19 protein-coding genes are annotated in these 18,381 nt (G+C 67.1%); 13 read left to right on the top strand and 6 right to left on the bottom strand.

What is annotated here, in order from left to right:
• Positions 1–56 precede the first annotated feature (56 nt).
• On the bottom strand, positions 57–482 hold the full coding sequence (locus tag KIP79_RS39880; protein WP_214110216.1) for an SSI family serine proteinase inhibitor: 426 nt from the start codon (positions 480–482) through the stop codon (positions 57–59).
• Positions 483–673: 191 nt separating this feature from the next.
• On the opposite strand from KIP79_RS39880, the gene KIP79_RS39875 reads away from it, so the two are divergent.
• The 6 genes from KIP79_RS39875 to KIP79_RS39850 all read left to right on the top strand — a co-directional run bounded on the left by KIP79_RS39875 (position 674) and on the right by KIP79_RS39850 (position 9,672).
• A complete protein-coding gene (locus KIP79_RS39875) occupies positions 674–1,771 on the top strand; it encodes a trypsin-like serine peptidase (protein WP_214110215.1) in 1,098 nt (365 codons plus the stop codon).
• A 93-nt stretch (positions 1,772–1,864) separates the two neighbouring features.
• Complete coding sequence (locus KIP79_RS39870) at positions 1,865–3,058, top strand: trypsin-like serine peptidase (protein ID WP_214110214.1); 1,194 nt, start codon at positions 1,865–1,867, stop codon at positions 3,056–3,058.
• Positions 3,059–3,872: 814 nt separating this feature from the next.
• Positions 3,873–5,108, top strand: a complete 1,236-nt coding sequence (locus KIP79_RS39865; protein ID WP_214110213.1) for a trypsin-like serine peptidase — start codon at positions 3,873–3,875, stop codon at positions 5,106–5,108.
• A gap of 455 nt (positions 5,109–5,563) precedes the next feature.
• Complete coding sequence (locus KIP79_RS39860) at positions 5,564–6,790, top strand: trypsin-like serine peptidase (protein WP_214110212.1); 1,227 nt, start codon at positions 5,564–5,566, stop codon at positions 6,788–6,790.
• Positions 6,791–7,181: 391 nt separating this feature from the next.
• A complete protein-coding gene (locus KIP79_RS39855) occupies positions 7,182–8,375 on the top strand; it encodes a trypsin-like serine peptidase (protein ID WP_214110211.1) in 1,194 nt (397 codons plus the stop codon).
• Between the two features lie 193 nt (positions 8,376–8,568).
• The gene (locus KIP79_RS39850) at positions 8,569–9,672 is read left to right on the top strand and encodes a trypsin-like serine peptidase (protein WP_214110210.1); all 1,104 of its coding nucleotides are present in this window, start codon (positions 8,569–8,571) and stop codon (positions 9,670–9,672) included.
• A 46-nt stretch (positions 9,673–9,718) separates the two neighbouring features.
• Here KIP79_RS39850 and KIP79_RS39845 read toward each other — a convergent pair whose 3' ends face one another.
• Positions 9,719–10,894, bottom strand: a complete 1,176-nt coding sequence (locus KIP79_RS39845) for an NAD(P)-dependent malic enzyme (RefSeq protein WP_214110209.1) — start codon at positions 10,892–10,894, stop codon at positions 9,719–9,721.
• 283 nt (positions 10,895–11,177) lie between these two features.
• On the opposite strand from KIP79_RS39845, the gene KIP79_RS39840 reads away from it, so the two are divergent.
• On the top strand, positions 11,178–11,705 hold the full coding sequence (locus tag KIP79_RS39840) for a CGNR zinc finger domain-containing protein (RefSeq protein ID WP_308170135.1): 528 nt from the start codon (positions 11,178–11,180) through the stop codon (positions 11,703–11,705).
• Here the strand turns inward: KIP79_RS39840 and KIP79_RS39835 are convergent.
• Positions 11,678–11,998: a S24 family peptidase gene (locus KIP79_RS39835; protein WP_214110207.1), complete on the bottom strand. Its 321-nt coding sequence runs from the start codon at positions 11,996–11,998 to the stop codon at positions 11,678–11,680. The two genes, KIP79_RS39840 and KIP79_RS39835, sit on opposite strands and share 28 nt — an antisense overlap.
• A gap of 62 nt (positions 11,999–12,060) precedes the next feature.
• Here KIP79_RS39835 and sodN point away from each other — a divergent pair, with 62 nt between their 5' ends.
• The 3 genes from sodN to KIP79_RS39820 all read left to right on the top strand — a co-directional run bounded on the left by sodN (position 12,061) and on the right by KIP79_RS39820 (position 13,900).
• Positions 12,061–12,447: a superoxide dismutase, Ni gene (gene sodN, locus KIP79_RS39830; protein ID WP_214110206.1), complete on the top strand. Its 387-nt coding sequence runs from the start codon at positions 12,061–12,063 to the stop codon at positions 12,445–12,447.
• A gap of 221 nt (positions 12,448–12,668) precedes the next feature.
• On the top strand, positions 12,669–13,091 hold the full coding sequence (locus tag KIP79_RS39825; protein ID WP_214110205.1) for an ATP-binding protein: 423 nt from the start codon (positions 12,669–12,671) through the stop codon (positions 13,089–13,091).
• A 17-nt stretch (positions 13,092–13,108) separates the two neighbouring features.
• Positions 13,109–13,900, top strand: coding sequence for an RNA polymerase sigma factor SigF (locus KIP79_RS39820; protein WP_214110204.1), 792 nt, complete (start codon positions 13,109–13,111; stop codon positions 13,898–13,900).
• A 177-nt stretch (positions 13,901–14,077) separates the two neighbouring features.
• On the opposite strand, the gene KIP79_RS39815 is transcribed toward KIP79_RS39820, so the two are convergent.
• Both KIP79_RS39815 and KIP79_RS39810 read right to left on the bottom strand, forming a co-directional pair.
• On the bottom strand, positions 14,078–14,458 hold the full coding sequence (locus tag KIP79_RS39815) for a roadblock/LC7 domain-containing protein (RefSeq protein WP_214110203.1): 381 nt from the start codon (positions 14,456–14,458) through the stop codon (positions 14,078–14,080).
• Between the two features lie 87 nt (positions 14,459–14,545).
• Positions 14,546–15,493 carry a hypothetical protein gene (locus KIP79_RS39810; protein WP_214110202.1) on the bottom strand — a complete coding sequence of 316 codons (948 nt, stop codon included), beginning with the start codon at positions 15,491–15,493 and terminating at the stop codon, positions 14,546–14,548.
• Positions 15,494–15,748: 255 nt separating this feature from the next.
• On the opposite strand from KIP79_RS39810, the gene KIP79_RS39805 reads away from it, so the two are divergent.
• Complete coding sequence (locus KIP79_RS39805; RefSeq protein WP_214110201.1) at positions 15,749–16,114, top strand: hypothetical protein; 366 nt, start codon at positions 15,749–15,751, stop codon at positions 16,112–16,114.
• 28 nt (positions 16,115–16,142) lie between these two features.
• Here the strand turns inward: KIP79_RS39805 and KIP79_RS39800 are convergent, their stop codons facing one another.
• On the bottom strand, positions 16,143–16,493 hold the full coding sequence (locus KIP79_RS39800; RefSeq protein WP_308170134.1) for a hypothetical protein: 351 nt from the start codon (positions 16,491–16,493) through the stop codon (positions 16,143–16,145).
• Between the two features lie 74 nt (positions 16,494–16,567).
• On the opposite strand from KIP79_RS39800, the gene KIP79_RS39795 reads away from it, so the two are divergent.
• The gene (locus KIP79_RS39795; protein ID WP_214110199.1) at positions 16,568–17,542 is read left to right on the top strand and encodes a diacylglycerol/lipid kinase family protein; all 975 of its coding nucleotides are present in this window, start codon (positions 16,568–16,570) and stop codon (positions 17,540–17,542) included.
• 271 nt (positions 17,543–17,813) lie between these two features.
• Positions 17,814–18,068 carry a WhiB family transcriptional regulator gene (locus tag KIP79_RS39790; RefSeq protein WP_214110198.1) on the top strand — a complete coding sequence of 85 codons (255 nt, stop codon included), beginning with the start codon at positions 17,814–17,816 and terminating at the stop codon, positions 18,066–18,068.
• Positions 18,069–18,381: the final 313 nt, after the last annotated feature.

Here is an 18,381-nt window from a genome sequence, read left to right as displayed (position 1 = left end):
GTGACACGAGGATAAGGAGGGCCCGGCGGGTGACCGCCGGGCCCTTCTCACGTTGATCAGAAGTCGAACAGCGGGCCGGTGGCGGCACGCAGTTCGCACTTGTTGTTGTAGCTCGCGTCGAACCAGATGTGGCCGTTCGCCCAGACGCTCCGGGCGGTGACCGAGACCGGCTCGAAGTTGCGCGGGCAGTTGGCGGTCCGGCCGCTGGGCAGCTGGGCGATGTCGCCGTTGACCTTGGCGAGCAGCGCGCACGCCTCGGCGGCCTTGGGGTGCGTACCGCCGGCCGAGGCCCGCGAGCAGGTGAGCTTGACCGAGCGCCCCTTGCCGCCCTCGGCGGTGACGCTCATGTTGAAGGTCCGGCTGCCGGCGACGCTCGTGTTGGAGCGCTCCGCGCGGTCGGACTGGCCATCCGGCGGTGGCGCGAAGGCGGACGCGGTGGCAATGGTGAAGACGGCCATGAGGACCGTTACAGACAAACGCATGATCATCACGATGTCCCTCGGCGCACAGGACGATCAAGCGTCCACCCCGCACCTTTGGGGAAATCTGACGCACACTCGCCTCATTCGGTTCCCCAAGTTTCATAACGAGAGAGCCAAGAAGCTGTGCCGATCCACGGCCGATCTGGAAAAATCACCCCTTACGATCGATATCACCAGCTGAAAGGCCCCTGATGTCCAGGCGAACCCCTCGCACCGCCGGCGTAGCCATCGCCGCCGTGGGCGTGGCCGCCGTGCTCGCGACATCGGGCCCGACCATTCCGGCCAGTGCGAATGTGGGCGCGAGCGCCCCAGGCGGGACGGCACTGGCCAACGACGTGGTCACCTACTCACTCGGTTCGACCCCGAGCGAGATGCAGCGCATCGCCGCGTACTGGACACCGGAACGCCTCCGGCAGGCCAGCACGTACGTGCCCAGCACCAAGCCGTCGCCCAGCACCCGGTCCACCCCGTCGATCGCCGAGGTCACCGCGAGGACCACCGCGACCCCGGAGAAGAAGAAGGCCAAGAAGAAGGGCCCGGCGCAGCCGCCGATGGTCGGCAAGGTCTTCTTCAAGCTGGGCGACAAGGAGTACTGGTGCTCCGGCTCGGTGGTGCACAGCAAGAACCGGAACCTGGTCGCCACCGCGGGCCACTGCGGCTACTCGCTCAGCCAGGGCCGTCCGGTGGAGAACTGGATCTTCATCCCGTCGTACGCGGACGGCCGCGCCGACGCCGGCATCTACGTCGGCCACACCCTCTACCTGCACCTGGACTACCAGGGCAAGGGCGACTTCGACCGGGACTACGCCTTCGTCACGGTGAACCCGGGCTACGTCTGGAAGACCACCGGCGGCAAGTACCAGCGGGCGGACGCCGGGCGGCTGGAGGACCGGGTCGGCGCCTTCCGGTTCGCCGCCACCAAGAGCACCTCGCTGGCGGTCAACGTGTTCGGCTACCCGGCGGGCGCCCACCCGGACGGCAGCCGCCCGTACGACGGGCAGTCGGTGCGCACCTGTAGCGGGGTGACCGACCGCAAGTTCGTGACCGCCCCGACCTACCTGCTCAGCCACGGCGTGCTGCTGCGCTCCTGCGGCTTCACGGCCGGGGCCAGCGGGGGCCCCTGGGTGCTCTCCTACAACCCGGCCAAGCGCACCGGGTACCTCAACGGGGTGACCAGCCTGACCTGGAACGTCAACGCGGACGGGCGGCTGGACGCGATCTCCACGCCGTACTTCAACGCGATCACGCAGCGGGTGTACGCCGAGGCGGCCAAGCAGAGCACCGGATGAGCACCGGAAGATCGCTTTAAGCGCACTGCAAGTGGCTCGAAATCACTGCGGCCTACCTTCATCCCAGCATCACCCTCTGGCTGAAGGAGCCCCATGTTCACCCGAGCCAAGCAGCTCGCTTCCCTCACCGGCGCCGGGTTACTGGCCGCCGCCCTCGTCTCCCCCGTCTCCCCCGCCGCCGCCTCCTCGGACGTGGCCGCCGACCCCCTGGCCGGGAGCGGCATCGCCGCCTGGAACGTCGTCGCGTTCTGGTACGCCGAGAACAAGGCCAACCTGATCGCCGCCACGCCGTACGACGTGGAGACCCAGGTCGTGGCCAAGCACCTGTCCAAGGGCGGCCCGTCCGCGGACGGCAAGCCCGGCAAGGTGGAGCCGATCGGCGGATCCGGCTCGACCAAGTCCAAGAACGTCAACCTGCCCAAGACCACCGGCAAGGTCTTCTTCCTCGACGCCGACAAGAAGCCGCACTGGTGCACGGCCACCTCGCTGCAGTCCAAGTACCGCAACCTGGTCGCCACCGCCGGGCACTGCGTCTACGACGTGGAGTCCAACGCCGCCACGCTGAAATACTGGGTCTTCGTGCCCGGCTACTACCAGGGCAAGACCCCGTGGGGCGTCTACGTGGGCAAGCAGGCCTTCACCCACTACGACTTCGACGTGTACGAGGACTTCGACCGCGACTACGCCTTCGTCACCGTCTACAACGGCCTCAAGGCCCCGCACGACGGCGGCGACCTGCCGGGCGACTGGAAGCAGGTCAGCAAGGCCGAGTACGAGAAGTACGTCTCCTACGGCAGCTACCCCTGGGTGGTCAGCCACTTCACCAAGAAGAGCGGCGGCAAGTACTACATCTGGAAGTTCCAGGACGCCGGCCGTCTCGGGGACAACGTCGGCGGGCAGGGCTTCGCGTACAACCAGAAGCGCGAGGTCGTCGACTACGTGTTCGGCTACCCGAGCGGGTCGCACCCGGACGGCAACTACGCCTACACCGGCAAGACCCAGAAGTGGTGCTACGGCAAGACCTTCGGGGCCAGCGCGCCGGCGATCAAGGCGGAGGAGCTGCTCGGCATCAAGTGCAGCTTCACCGGCGAGGGGGCCTCGGGTTCGGCCTGGCTCTTCAAGTACAGCAACACCCTGCGGCGCGGCTACCTGAACGGCGTCACCGCGGCGGTCTCCGACACCGACGGCAACGACCGCATCGACACCAGCCTCTCCCCGTACTTCGACGGCGAGACCTACGGCATCTACAAGCACGCCGCGAACCTCTGGTCCGGTTCCATCGCCTAACTGTGACATTGGCCGCGCCTCCGGCGCGGCGGGGCGGGCCAACGGCCCGGCCGCTTCGCAGCCGGTGTCTTCCCTCTCTCCGGTCGCTGCGCTCCCTACGTTCAGTCCAGACACCGGCGCGGCCGGGCAAACCCCACATACGACTACGGAAGCTGGTTACCGGAGAAGCGACAGACCACCCTGGATTGACCGAAAGGCCCGGCCACGGCGCACACCATCGGCCGGGCCTTTCGCATGCCCTCAGAAGTCCTCAGAAAGTCTCAGAGAACTCTCAAGCAGCCCCGCCGGCAGCCTCATCTCCGACACATCTCGAAACAGCGTCGGACATAAGTCAGGATCTTTGTCGGTTTCGCCCTACTTCGACGGCGAGCTCTCCCGTGGCGGCCAAGTTGCGGAGAGGCTCGGATCGCCTGAATCCGGTGTAAACCAACCGACCCACCAAGGCGTCTGTCACCTCCCTGTCAGGGCTTTTCAGTCATGGACAGGACGGTCAAGAAGAGCAGTCAAGACCCACCATCGGGGTGTGATCTGCATCACACTCACCGGAGAGTCGTCACGCCTCATCACACCTACCCCAAGACACCCAATCGCTACCCGAAACCCGCTAGCTGCGGGAATATCTGCCATAACACAGGAACCTCCAGTTTCTCTGAGAGGCCTGGAAATAACGGAATGATCTCGGCTACCGACGGTGACGGGACCGTTTCTTGATCTGGCTTTACCGTTCCAAGATCTGCGCTCTATGGTGCGTGACATCCCTTTCCTGACGCATGGGACGCAAGAAGCGTTCCACGACAGACCAAGGAGTTTTCCCATGAAGCGCACTCTTGCCTTCGGTGGCATGGTTGCCACTGCTGGCCTCCTGGCCGCGGGCCTCGCCGCCCCGGCTCAGGCCGCTGGTGACGTGGTCGGCACCCCGCTGGCCAACACCGGCATCGCCGCCTACGAGATCGCCAACTTCTGGCTGACCGAGAAGGCTGCGAACCTCGTGGCCGCCACGCCTTACGACGTGGAGACCAAGATCGTCGCCAAGCACATCTCGACCGGCGGCCCCGCTCCGGACAGCAAGCCCGGCGTGGTCCCGGCGATCGGCGACGAGAAGAAGACCGCGGCCAAGTCGAAGAACGTCAACCTGCCCAAGACCACGGGCAAGGTGTTCTTCAGCGACGGCTACGAGTGGGTCCACGTCCCCGGCACCAACCGCGGGTACCGGAAGGCGAAGAACCCGCACTGGTGCACCGCGACCTCGGTCCAGTCGCAGTACCGGAACCTGGTCGCCACCGCGGGTAGCTGCGTCTACGACACCGTCGGGAACAAGTCGACCATGGAGAACTGGGTGTTCGTGCCCGGTTACTACCAGGGCAAGACCCCGTGGGGCATCTACGTGGGTAAGCAGGCCTTCACCCACTACGACTTCGACGTGTACGAGGACGGCGACCGCGACTACGCGTTCGTCACCGTGTACAACGGTGTCAAGGGCACCCACGACGGTACCGGCGTGTACGGCGAGTACAAGGAAGTGTCGAAGGAGGTCTACGACAACTTCCCGCGCCACTGGAAGGAGAAGAAGTACATCTGCTACCAGGAGGGCACGAAGTACTACGTCTGGGCCTTCGTCGACGCCGGTCGCCTCGGCGACAACGTCGGTGGCCAGGGTCTCGCCTACAACCAGAAGGTCGGCAAGCCGGTCTTCGTGTTCGGCTACCCGAGCGGGTCGCACCCGGACGGCAACTACGCCTACTCCGGCCAGACCCTGAAGTGGAGCTACGGCAAGACCTTCGCGGCGACCGCCTCCGCCATCAAGGCTGAGGAGATCATCGGGGTCAAGTCGTCCTTCACCGGTGAGGGCGCCCTCGGTTCGGCGTGGCTGGTTGGTTACAAGAACAACCGTCGCCTCGGCTACCTGAACGGCGTGACCATCGGCGTCTCCGACACCGACAGCAACAACCGCTACGACACCAGCATCTCCCCGTACTTCGACGGTGAGACCTACGGCGTCTACAGCGCGGCCAAGAACCTCTGGTCTGGCTCGATCGCGGTCCCGTACTAATCAAGGCTAAGCCGGGGTTCTGAACCCCGTCTGAAACCTCGTGAAAAGGGCTCGGCCTCACGGCCGGGCCCTTTTCCGTTCCCAGGGATCGGCCCCCGAGATCGGCCTCCTGGACCGTTCTCATGGCCGCTTTAGACGTTCCGCCAGCCAGCCAGGTGCCATCCGATCGTTGTGATTTACGTCACACACATCAAGCCTCACCGGCATCCGAAGTGACCGCCGTATCGAACTCATCAGAGGCAACGCGAGTCGACCATCAGGCCGAATGCCACAAGAGCACCACAAATTGTCAGATGAGCTGACTATTACGAGAAGGTAACGGCCACGGCGGGGCTCTCTGCGATGACCATGAACGGCTACCTGTTCCCAAGATCGGCACTGTAAATTCCGGGCTATCCCTTTCCTGACGCATGGGACGCATGAGGCGTTCCACGACAGACCAAGGAGTAACCCTCATGAAGCGCACCCTCGCCTTCGGTGGTGTCATTGCCACCGCCGGCCTCCTGGCTGCGGGTCTCTCGGCTCCCGCCAGCGCTGCCGGCGACGTGGTCGGCACCCCGCTTGCCGCCACCGGCGTCGCTGGTAAGAACATCGCCGCCCTGTGGCTGGCCGAAGGCGCCGCCAACCTGATCGCCGCCACGCCGTACGACGTGGAGACGAAGGTTGTCGCCAAGCACATCTCGACCGGTGGTCCGGCTGCGGACAGCAAGCCCGGCGTGGTCCCGGCGATCGGCGACGAGAAGAAGTCGACCGCCAAGTCCAAGAACATCAACCTGCCCAAGACCTCCGGCAAGGTCTTCTTCGCCGACGGGTTCAAGCTGGTTGACGTTCCTGGCAAGGAGTACAAGAAGGTCGTCGCGGTCAACCCGCACTGGTGCAGCGCCACCTCGATCCAGGCTTCCTACAAGAACCTGGTCGCCACCGCTGGTAGCTGTGTCTACGACACGGTTTCCAACAAGTCCACGCTGAACTACTGGATCTTCGTCCCGGGTTACTACCAGGGCAAGACCCCGTGGGGCGTGTACGTCGGCAAGCAGGCCTTCACTCACTACGACTTCGACGTGTACGAGGACGGCGACCGCGACTACGCGTTCGTCACCGTGTACAACGGCCTCAAGCTGCCGCACGGTGGCTTCGCCGACGTCAAGAAGGTTAGTGACCTGGGCGGGTTCGCCGAGATCGACAAGGCGACCTGGGACAAGTACGAGCCGTACCTGAAGTACAGCGCCAACGGCAAGTACTACGTCTGGAAGTTCGTCGACGCCGGTCGCCTCGGCGACAACGTCGGTGGACAGGGTCTGGCCTACAACCAGAAGGTCGGCAAGCCGGTCTTCGTGTTCGGCTACCCGAGCGGGTCGCACCCGGACGGCAACTACGCCTACTCCGGCAAGACCCTCAAGTGGAGCTACGGCAAGACCTTCGCCGCGCAGGCCCCGGCCATCAAGGGCGAAGAGCTTCTCGGTGTCAAGTCGTCCTTCACCGGCGAAGGCGCCCTGGGCTCGTCGTGGCTGGTCGGGTACAAGAACACCCGCCGCCTCGGCTACCTGAACGGTGTGACCATCGGCGTCTCCGACACCGACGGCAACAACCGTTACGACACCTCGGTTTCCCCGTACTTCGACGGCGAGACCTACGGCGTCTACAAGGCGGCCGCCAACCTCTGGTCTGGCTCGATCGCCTAGCGATCACCGTGTTGTGAGGAAAGACCCGGCCGATCGGCCGGGTCTTTTCCTTTTGGAGCGGGCTACTTAGACGTGATGACCGTCAGATCGGTGCCATCCCTGATGTGTGATTTACATCACACAACAAGAGACTCCCCGGCCTCTTTGTCACAAGACGATCTCAGACTCCCGACCCCTTCTTCCAGTCAACCATCTGGACAAACGTCGCCGAATGGTAACGGCTTGACAGGGGATCCTGACTGATCACGGAAAGATAACGGGCCCCGGAGGCCCTCCGGGGACTGTCCGAACGACTATCTATCAGCCAGAGCTGCGCTGTAAGTTCCCGGCTATCCCTTTACTGACGCATGGGGCGCATGTGGCGTCTCACGACAGACCGAGGAGAACCCTCTTGAAGCGCACCCTCGCTCTCGGCGGCGTCGCGGCCGGCCTGCTGGCCACCGCGCTCGTCTCCCAGCCCGCCGGCGCCAGCTCGGACGTTGCCAGCGACCCGCTGGCCAACACCGGTATCGCCGCGTACAACGTCGCCGCCTTCTGGCTGGGCAACAAGGCCGAGAACCTCATCGCGGCGACGCCGTACAACGTGGAGACGCAGGTCGTCGCCAAGCACGTCTCCAAGGGCGGCCCCGCGCCCGACAGCAAGCCCGGTGTGGTCCCGGCGATCGGCGACGAGAAGAAGTCGACCGCCAAGTCGAAGAACGTGAACCTGCCCAAGACCACGGGCAAGGTGTTCTTCACCGGCGCCGACGGCAAGCCGCGCTGGTGCACCGCCAGCTCGATCCAGTCCACCTACCGGAACCTGGTCGCCACGGCCGGGCACTGCGTCTACGACACCGTGTCCAACAAGGCCACCATGGACCGCTGGGTCTTCATCCCCGGCTACTACGAGGGCAAGGTCCCGTGGGGCCTGTACGTGGGTAAGCAGGCCTTCACCCACTACGACTTCGATGTCTACGAGGACGCCGACCGCAACTACGCGTTCGTCACCGTCTACAACGGCATCAAGTACGTCCCGCGGGAGGGCGAGACCGGCACCCCGTTCGTGCCGTCGGCCAGCCCCACCGACTGGCGCGAGGTGACCCAGGCGAACTACAACGCCGCCAAGATCTGGTCCGGGTTCAAGAAGACCGATGGCGGCAAGTACTACCTGCGCAAGTTCACCGACGTCGGCCGCCTCGGCGACAACGTCGGCGGCCAGGGTCTGGCCTACAACCAGAAGATCGGCAAGCCGGTCTTCGTGTTCGGCTACCCGAGCGGGTCGCACCCGGACGGCAACTACGCCTACTCCGGCAAGACCCAGAAGTGGAGCTACGGCAAGACCTTCGCCGCGCAGGCCCCGTCCATCAAGGGCGAGGAGCTCGTCGGCGTGAAGTCCAGCTTCACCGGCCAGGGCTCCCTGGGTTCGGCGTGGCTGGCGGGCTACAAGAACACCCGTCGGCTCGGTTACCTGAACGGTGTGACGATCTCCGTGTCGGACACCGACGGCAACAACCGGATCGACACCTCGGTTTCCCCGTACTTCGACGGTGAGACCTACGGCGTCTACAGCGCGGCCAAGAACCTCTGGTCGGGCTCGATCGCCTAACCGCGGCGCACCCTCTGAAAGGGCCCGGCTTTTCGGCCGGGCCCTTTTCCTGTGCGCTGGGTGATCACGTGGCAGCAATCCCGCTAAGTCCGCTTATCTGGTGATCACTTGTGAGGTAAGTTCTTCTGGATCCCTTTACTGACGTATGGGGCGCGAGTGACGTCCCACGTACAGCGCGAGGAGCGAACCCCACTTGAAGCGCATCCTTCTTCCCCTCGGTGGCTGTGCGGCCGCCGGCGGACTGCTGGCCGCGTCGCTGACCGGCGCCGCGCAGGCCGGCCCCAAGCCCTCCACCTCAAGCAAACTGAACACCCCCGCCGCCGCGGCCGAGGCACTGGCCTTCTGGACCGCCGACGGCGGCGCCAACTTCAAGGCCGCCGACCCGTACGGCCTGGAGCACAAGTACGTGCCCAAGCACGTCTCCACCGGCGGCCCCGCGGCCGACGGCAAGCCCGGCGTGGTACCGGCCACCGCCGACATCCCGGCCTCGACCGCCAAGTCCAGGAACGTGAACCTGCCCAAGACCGTGGGCCGGGTGTTCTTCGTGCTGGACGACGGCCTCTACTCGTGCTCGGCGTCCTCCGTGCAGTCGACGTACAGGAACCTGGTGGCCACCGCCGGGCACTGCGCCTACGACGTGGACGGCAACCGCACCGCGCTCGGCAAGTGGGTCTTCGTGCCCGGCTACTACCAGGGCAAGGCCCCCTGGGGCGTGTACGTCGGCAAGCAGGCCTTCACCCACTACGACTTCGACGTCTACGAGGACGCCGACCGGGACTACGCGTTCGTCACCGTCTACAACGGCATCGCCTGGGACCGCACCAAGAGCGGCTGGGTGGACGTCGGCCCGCTGGGCGCCAAGGTGGGCGGCCAGGGCTTCGCCTACAACCAGAAGGTCGGCAAGCCCACGTTCGTGTTCGGCTACCCCGCCGCCGCGCACCCGGACGGCGACTACGTCTTCAGCGGGCACACGCTCAAGTACTGCTACGGCAAGCCCGTGTACCCGCTGACGGAGCCGAGCGTGAAGGCCGAGGAGCACATGGCGCTCAAGTGCTCCTTCACCGGCGGCGCGTCCGGCGGTCCCTGGATCATCGGGTACAGCTCGAACCGGCGGCTGGGCTACATCAACGGCGTCACCAGCCTGGGCGGCGACACCGACGGCAACGCCCGCAGCGACCTGATCACCTCGCCGTACTTCGACGGCGAGACCTACGCGGTGTACAAGGCCGCGGCCCCGCTGTGGTCCGGTTCCATCGTCAAGAAGGACGGGACCCTGGGGATCACCGAGGTCAAGTAACCAGCGCCTGACGGAAGGGCCCGGCGTCGCGCCGGGCCCTTTTCGTTTACTTACGGGCGACCCCGTCGCGACGGGCCTGGTCGGCGACGGCGGCGATGACGGCCGGGGCCACCCGGACGTCGAACGGGGACGGGATCACGTAGTCGGCGGCCAGGTCGTCGCCGACCACCGCGGCCAGCGCGTCGGCCGCGGCCACCTTCATGTTCTCGGTGATCGTGGTGGCCCGCACGTCCAGCGCGCCCCGGAACACCCCGGGGAAGGCGAGCACGTTGTTGATCTGGTTCGGGAAGTCGGAGCGGCCGGTGGCCACCACCCGGGCGTACCGGGCCGCGACCTGCGGGTGCACCTCGGGAGTGGGGTTGGAGAGCGCGAAGACGATGGCGTCAGGGGCCATCGCGGCGATCGCCGACTCCGGCACGGTGGCGCCGGACAGGCCGACGAACACGTCGGCGCCCGCCAGCGCCTGCTCGGTGGAGCCCGTCAGGCCGCGCCGGTTGGTGTCCCTGGCCAGCGCGTCCTTGACCGGGTTCATGCCCTCCCGGCCCTCGAAGATCAGGCCCTTGCTGTCGGAGACCGCGATGTCCCCGATGCCGGCGTTGACCAGCATGCGGGTCACCGCCACCCCGGAGGCGCCGGCCCCCGCGACCACCGCGCGCAGCTGGGAGAGCGGCCGGCCGGTCAGCCGGGCGGCGTTGCGCAGGGCGGCCAGCACCACGATGGCGGTGCCGTGCTGGTCGTCGTGGAAGACCGGAATGCTCAGCAGCGAACGCAGCCGGTCCTCGATCTCGAAGCACCGGGGGGCGCTGATGTCCTCCAGGTTGATGCCGCCGAACGAGGGGGCCAGCCGGACCACGGTCTCCACGATCTCCTCGACCTCGGTGCAGGCCAGGCAGATCGGGACGGAGTTCACCCCGGCGAACTCCTTGAACAGCAGCGACTTGCCCTCCATGACGGGCATCGCGGCGGCCGGGCCGATGTCGCCGAGACCGAGCACGGCGGTGCCGTCGGAGACCACGGCCACCACGTTGGAGGCCCAGGTGTAGTCGTTGGCCAGGTCCGGGCTGTCGGCGATGGCGGTGCACACCCGCGCCACCCCCGGCGTGTACGCCAGGGAGAGGTCGTCGGCGTCGCGCACCGGGATGGTGGACCGGACTTCCAGCTTGCCACCCCGGTGCAGGGCGAATGCCGGATCAAGATCGAGATCTTCGAGGGAAGCAGTCATGAGATGACCCCTGGTGTGTGTCTGACAGAGATAGCTCGACGGAGATAGCTCGCTAGACGGCCGCGGGAAGCGAGGGTCCGAGCATGGATGTATGCCGGCCGCCCGTCGCCATTGACGGTCGTCTCCCTGACGGGTACGGGGGTCACCCGATTCAGCGATTGTGCCACATGCTGAGATGGCGCAGCTAAGTTGGGGGGTGATTTATTCACCCACAGGCCCTATTGGAACTTTCCCTCCCCATGTAATACTCAATGTCCGGAGTCATCTCTTACATAGGTTTCCCGTGGACCTGACGTCATACGCTGAGCTCGCCGTCCTGCTGGTCAACCGCAAGGACGCGCTGAGAAGCCTCGAAACACTCCGCGAACTGCTCGCCGAGACCGGCAGGACGGAGGCGGCCCGCCGGGCGACCCGGCGTGATCTCGACGCGATCGAGGAGCTCAGGGAGGAGCTGACGGCGGTCTTCCAGTCGGCGTCCGAGGGCGACGAGGCGGACGTGGTGGACCGCCTCAACGGGCTGCTGGTGCGGCACCCGGTGCACCCGCAGATCTCCGGGCACGACGGCCAGCCCTGGCACATGCACCTCACCGAAGGCGGCCGGGTGGGCGACACCGTGGCGGTCGGTTCGGTGATGGGCCTGGCCAGCGTGGTCACCGGCCTGGGCGCGGACCGCCTGGGCATCTGCCAGGCCACGCCCTGCCGCAACGCCTACCTGGACACCTCCTCCAACCGGTCCCGCAGGTACTGCTCCGAGCGGTGCGCCAGCCGGGCCAACGTGGCCGCCTACCGGGCCAGGAAGCGCACCGGCTGACGGGGCGGCCAGAGCGGCCAGTAGCGCAGCACCACCCGGCCGACGATCTCCGTGTCCGGCACCGCGCCGAAGTCCCAGCTGTCCTGCCGGCCCGCCGCCCGCTGGTTGTCGCTCTCCAGCCACCAGCCCTCGCCACTGCGGCGGAAGGCCCGCTTCACGATCAGGCCGTGCGGCCGCCGGGCGATCACCAGATCCCCCGGGCGGATCGCGGCGTTCCGCCGTACCAGCAGGCAGTCGCCCGGCCGGAGGGCGGGCAGCATCGAATCCCCGGCCACTCGTACGGTGGTGAACATGATCGGCCTCTGCGGGAGGAGTAGGGTCAGAACTGGTAGCCATTCTGAGGAAAGGAATCCCGATGCTTGCCAAGCACGTGGCATCGGCCCATTGTGACTTGCCCTGCGGGGTCTACGACCCGGCACAGGCCCGCATCGAGGCCGAGTCGGTGAAGGCCATCATGGTCAAATACGCCGACAACGATGACCCCGTGTTCCGTGCGCGCGCTCTGACCATCAAGGAGGAGCGTGCGGAGCTCGTCAAGCACCACCTCTGGGTGTTGTGGACGGACTACTTCAAGCCCCCGCACCTGGAGGCCTACCCGCAGCTGCACCAGCTCTTCTGGGACGCGACCAAGCTCGCGGGCGCGGCCGGCGCCAAGGGCACCGTGGACGTCGGCAAGGCCGACGACCTGCTCGGCAAGATCGACGAAATCTCGAAGATCTTCTGGGAGACGAAGGCCGCTTAGGCCCATATTCCGCGCATGGGTGGTTCCCGCTGGGGGCGATACCCCACGGAGCCTGTGATGCGCGGAATACAGGTCTAGGGACTATGCCACGGGCCCCGCGCGTTTTCCGTGCGGGGTCCTCGCATTTCCGACCTCGGCGCGTCCAAGCCGAGCAATCCGGGTCCGAGGACGGTAGGTTGCAGGGAACGGCTGCGAGATGGGCCGAAGGGGCAAGGAGGAACGTGACCGACGCTACTGATGTCACAGGGGAACTGGCCGGGATCAGGGACGCCGTAAGCGTCCGGCTGCCCGCGGCCAGCGCCTATCTGTCCGTGCTGCGGACGGCTACGGCCGGGCTCGCCGCGCGGCTCGATTTCACGCTCGACGAGATCGAGGACCTGCGGATCGCGGTGGACGAGGCGTGCGCCATGCTGCTCAAGCTGGCCGTGCCCGGCACCGATCTGACGGCCGAGTTCGAGCTCACCGGCCAGGAGATGTCGATCCGGGTCGAGGTGAGCACGGTCGGTGTCGCCGAGCCCAAACGCGATGACTTCGCCTGGATGGTGCTCACCGCACTCGCCGACGACGTCGACGCCGTGTCCGAGTCCCCCGATCACATGGCGATCGTGCTGCGCAAGCGGCGAGGCGCGGCGAGGCCGGCGTGACGGAAAGGACTCGTGCCATGGCCTCCAGCGCGGCCTCCAACGACTCCGGGGTGCCGGACCGGGTGCGCGCGCGCACCCTCTTCGGGGAGCTGGCTGAGCTGCCGACCGACGACCCGCGGCGCCAGCGCATCCGCGACGAGCTGGTGGAGCTCCACCTGCCGCTCGTGGAGTACCTGGCCCGGCGGTTCCGCAACCGCGGTGAGTGGCTCGACGACCTCACCCAGGTGGCCACGATCGGCCTGATCAAGTCGATCGACCGCTTCGATCTGGCCAGAGGCGTGGAGTTCTCGACATACGCCACGCCGACCATCGTCGGCGAGATCAAACGGCACTTCCGGGACAAGGGCTGGGCGGTCCGGGTGCCCCGGCGGCTCCAGGAGCTCAAGCTCTCGCTGACCAAGGCGATCAGCGAGCTCTCCCAGCGGGAGGGCCGGGCGCCCACGGTGGCCGAGCTGGCCGCCCACCTGCAGATGACCGAGGAAGAGGTGCTGGAGGGCCTGGAGTCGGCCAACGCCTACTCCACGGTGTCACTGGACGCGCCGGACTCCGGCGACGACGACGCGCCCGCCGTGTCGGACTCGCTGGGCATCGTGGACGAGTCCCTGGAAGGGGTGGAGTACCGCGAGTCGCTCAAGCCGCTGCTGGAGCGGCTGCCACCCCGGGAGAAGCGCATCCTGCTCCTCCGCTTCTTCGGCAACATGACCCAGTCCCAGATCGCCACCGAACTGGGCATCTCGCAGATGCATGTGTCCCGGCTGCTCGCCCGTACCTTGACCCAGCTGCGCGAAGGTCTAACCGCCGAAGACTGAAGCTGTGACATTGGCCGATCCTTCGGATCGGCGGGCTTGGCCGCTGGGGAGCCGGTGTCTTCCCTCCTCCGCTCTGGTCGCTGCGCTCCCGGCGCTCCGTCAGTCCAGACACCGGCGCGGCCAAGCCGGACATACGACTAACGGAGCGGCGATTGCCCGGTCTCGGTTGTCGGGTCCCTAGTTCCGGCTCTGCGCCTGGGTCAGCAGCGTGTTGAGGCGTTCCACCGCCGGGCGGGACTCGATGTGCAGTCGGCTGACGTCGAGTCCCTCGTCCGCCAGCACCGCGAGCAGCGCGATCTGGCCCACCGCGTAGACGACGACGTAGCCGCCCCGGCACCGGATCACCACCTCCCGCAGCTCCCCCATCCCGACCTCGTGGCCGGTGCGTTTGCCCAGGCCGAGGGTGGCGGCGGCGAGCGCGGACACCACCTCGGGCTGGACGCCGTCGGTGTCGGCGGCGACCAGCAGCCCGTCTACGGTGGCCACCGCCGACTCCATCACCCCGGTTACCTGATCGCGAAGAGCGTGCAGTTCGGTAAGCAGCAACGCGTTTTGCATATTTGACCCTTTATTCCTTTGGTGCGTTTGGTGCATTTGGTACGGAAGTGAACCGGGCCGCGTCACTTCCCGGCCGCGGTTCTTCTGTCACCCGGCGTCGGACGAGTCCGTACCGGGGGTGTGCTCCTCGCGCAGGATCAGGTCGGGCGAGAGCGGAACGCGCGGCCCCAGCAGCGGCCTGGTGGTCGGGGGCAGTACCTGGTTGACCTTGCTGGTGCCCCTGCGGCGTTGCGGCAGGCCGGCAGGCCCGGGGGGTGTTTCCGAGGGTGTCGTCGTGTCGGCGGCGTCCCTGTGTGCGGGCGGTGGCCCGGTCTCCACCAGGCCTTCGTCGGCCAGCGAGGCGATCTCCCGCATGACCACGTACAGGCCCTGGCCGAGGGCGAAGGCGATGTCGCGGGGGGTGCGGCGCCCGTTGGACTTGCCCAGCACCTCGTGGCGGACCCGTTCGGCAGGCAGCGCGGCGCCGGTGGGCGGCCGCACCGCGAAGGGGCGGCAGTGCGCGGTGACGCCGAGGTCACGCCAGCCCGCGGTCATCGCCATCCGGCGGGTCAGGTCGCGGACCAGGCGCGGCACCGGCACGCCGGGCAGCACCGGCAGCGGCGGGAGCAGGGCGTGCGGCCCGGTGTTCTCCGGTTCGGCGCCCTCGACGCCGAACAGTTGCATGGCGAAGACCGCGTCGAAGATCGCGGACAGGCAGACCACCTCCAGCCCGGCGGTCCCGATCGCGCCCCGCTCGACCAGCTCGCCGGCCAGGTGGCCGGACGGGGCCCCGGCGGTGAAGGCCAGGTTCCACGCCTCCTCGGTGACCCGGCCGGAGCGGAGCAGCAGGGACTCGGGTCCCGGCGAGGCCGGAGTGGACGCGGCGACCACCAGGCCGTCCCGGAGGAACACCGTGCCGCCGGGGGTTCCGGCGACGCGCAGCACGCCCGAGAGTCCGGCCTGCCCGTGCTCCAGCAGCATCGCGCCGACCGGACCGGGGTCGTCCAGCGCGGCGGTGGAAGGAGTGGAAAGGCCGAGAGAGGGGTGCCCGTTCACGATGTTTCGTCCCGCGTCAGCGCCGGCACGATTCCGGCTGGGTGGATCAGGGGGTCAGGACCGCTCCAACGGAAGCGGACGGGCCGATTCAGGGCACCGAGTGTTGGTCGGGTGGTTTGTCACTCTGCACACTCTGTCCCCTTCACTATCCGAGGCGGCCAGAGGACTTTATGTCCCTACATCTGCAAGAGCATGTGAGAAACCCCAAACGGGGTTAATCTTCGTGATCAGGCGCTGACAAGCGAGAAGAGTTCCATGAACATCGAAACCGCCCTAAAAGAGGCCATGGCCATCGACGGCGCCATCGGCGCGGCCCTGGTGGACTACGGCAGCGGCATGTCCCTGGGCACCATCGGGGGTGGCCGCTCGCTCGACCTGGACGTGGCGGCGGCCGGGAACACCGAGGTGATCCGGGCCAAACTCCGGACCATCGCCTCGCTGGCGCTGGACGACACGATCGAGGACATCCTGATCACGCTCAACAACCAGTACCACATCATCCGGCTGCTCTCGGCGCCCGGCGGGCAGCTCTTCCTCTACCTGGTCCTGGACCGGGAACGCGCCAACCTGGCCCTGGCCCGGCACCACCTCAAGCGCATCGAGAAGGACCTCTCGATCTGACCATGGCCTACCCCGGCGGGCAGGGGCTTCAGTCGCCCATCAGGGCCTTGGTCGACTGAGGGGCGAGCAGCGTGACCAGGGCGATCGCGGCGGCGGCCACCAGTGGGACGCCCCAGGCGTACTGGGCGGACTGGATCAGCGTCACCGCCAGGGGGAGGGCGAAGATCTGGGTCACCACGGCGGGGCCCCGGCTCCACCGCTGCGCGCCCCGCAGCCCCCAGGCGACCCAGCCAAGACCCAGCCCGACGCAGATCCCGAACGCTGCCACGACCACCGAACTCATCACGTCGTGGGCCGCGCCCAGCGCGGTCTCCACGCCCACGTAACCGCCGAGCGCCAGGGCGGTCAGCCCCTCGGCGGCGAGAACCACAGCGGCCACCAACAGAGTGGCCGGACGATTCGCTGCAGATTCCGACACAGTTGCCGACCCTACCGCTGGTCTAACCTTCAGGCATGCGCGCTCTTCTCCTGGTCAACCCCAAGGCCACCTCCACCAACCGGCGCTCACGGGACGTGCTGATCCGCGCGCTGGGCGCCGCCGTGGACCTCACCGTGGAGGAAACCCGGTACCGGGGGCACGCCGCGGTCCTGGCCAGTACGGCGCATGCCAAGGGTTTCGACGCGGTGGCCGTGCTGGGCGGGGACGGAACCGTGAACGAGGTGGCCAACGGGCTGATGGCCGCGGCCGACCGGCCGGCACTGATCATCATCCCCGGGGGCAGCGCCAACGTGCTGGCCCGGGCGCTGGGCCTGCCCAACGACCCGGTCGAGGCCACCGGCGCGGTGCTGGAGGCGCTCAGGGACGGGCGGCGGCGCACCATCAGCCTGGGCCTGGCCAGCTGGGACCTGGACGAGACCGGCGGGGATGTTAGCCCCGGCGACGCCGGGGCAGGAGGCGGTTCTCGCTACTTCACATTCTGTGCCGGCCTCGGGTACGACGCCGAGGTGATCCGGGCGGTGGAAGGTCTGCGGAGCGCGGGTTACCGCGCCTCGCCGACCCTGTACGTGAACACCGCCCTGCGGCACTACCTCATGACCAACCGGCGGCATCCGGCGATGACCCTGCACCGTCCGCGACGCGCGGCGGAAAAAGGGATCTTCATGGCGATCGTCTCGAACACCGCGCCATGGACATTTGTCGGGAACCGTCCGGTCAATCCGACGCCGTGGGCGGGATTCGACACCGGTCTGGATGTCATCGGCCTGCGCAGGATGGGGCTTCCTGCCATGCTTGGGCTGATCCGGCAGATCATTGGCGAGCGGACCGGGTTGCCGGCGGGTAAACACCTCGTTCAGGCTCATGACGAGGGGGAGTTCACCCTGTCAGCCGAGCGTCCGATCGCTTTCCAGCTCGATGGCGATTACCTGGGGGAACGGGAACGGGTGATATTTCGTGCTATCCCGGACGCGTTACAAGTTCTGGTCTAGTTCGTTACATGCGGTCATAGTGTGACGCATCCGACAGCCATAACCGGCAAAACGTTCTCCCAAACCTCTTGTGTGGGGTTGGCGTGCCTGAAAGGCTGAACGCGACGTCGGAACGTAGGACCTTTCCGGGAGCCACCGCTTCCGGGACGGCCCCGGCGATCATAAGTGGACCGAGCCCCTGACTCTGGGGGCTCTTGTTCGCGCGAGTTAGTGAAAGAGTTCACAAAGGTGCAGGAGCCGCGGAGGCTCCACTTACGAAGGAGTGGAACGCATGGACTGGCGCCACCGCGCTGCCTGCCGTGACGTGGACCCCGAGCTGTTCTTCCCGATCGGCAACACCGGGCCCGCGCTGATGCAGATCGAGGAAGCCAAGCAGGTCTGCCGTCAGTGCACGGTCAGCGAAGCCTGCCTCAAGTGGGCTCTTGAATCCGGTCAGGACGCCGGCGTCTGGGGCGGTCTCAGCGAGGACGAACGCCGCGCCGTCAAGCGCCGCGTGGCCCGCGCCCGCGCCCGCGCAACCGCCTAGACCTCCCAAACAAGCCCACATAGCGCTAAATATCACCACACTCCGGTTACGTGGGCGTTGCACCCACGTCAATTCCACAACCGCAGCCGCCCTGGCCGTCCAACCACCCCAACGTCCATGGACGATCCCAGGGCAGACACCCTGACACCCCCGGATTCCGGGCAAACCCATTGTTCGCCCGTGGATTCCCCCATAACGCTGCCCGGCAAGGCCACCCGCCCAGCCACCAAGCCGCAGCCACCCACCTCGCCCCCTTGCGCTAGGGCTTCCCCACCCCACCACCCAATCCCGGTGGTTCTCCCACCCACCCGCC

Source organism: Acrocarpospora catenulata, from assembly GCF_018476525.1.
GTDB lineage: Bacteria > Actinomycetota > Actinomycetes > Streptosporangiales > Streptosporangiaceae > Acrocarpospora > Acrocarpospora catenulata.
The sequence above is the reverse complement of the archived record's forward strand: the minus strand, read 5'-3'. Positions and strand labels throughout refer to the sequence as shown.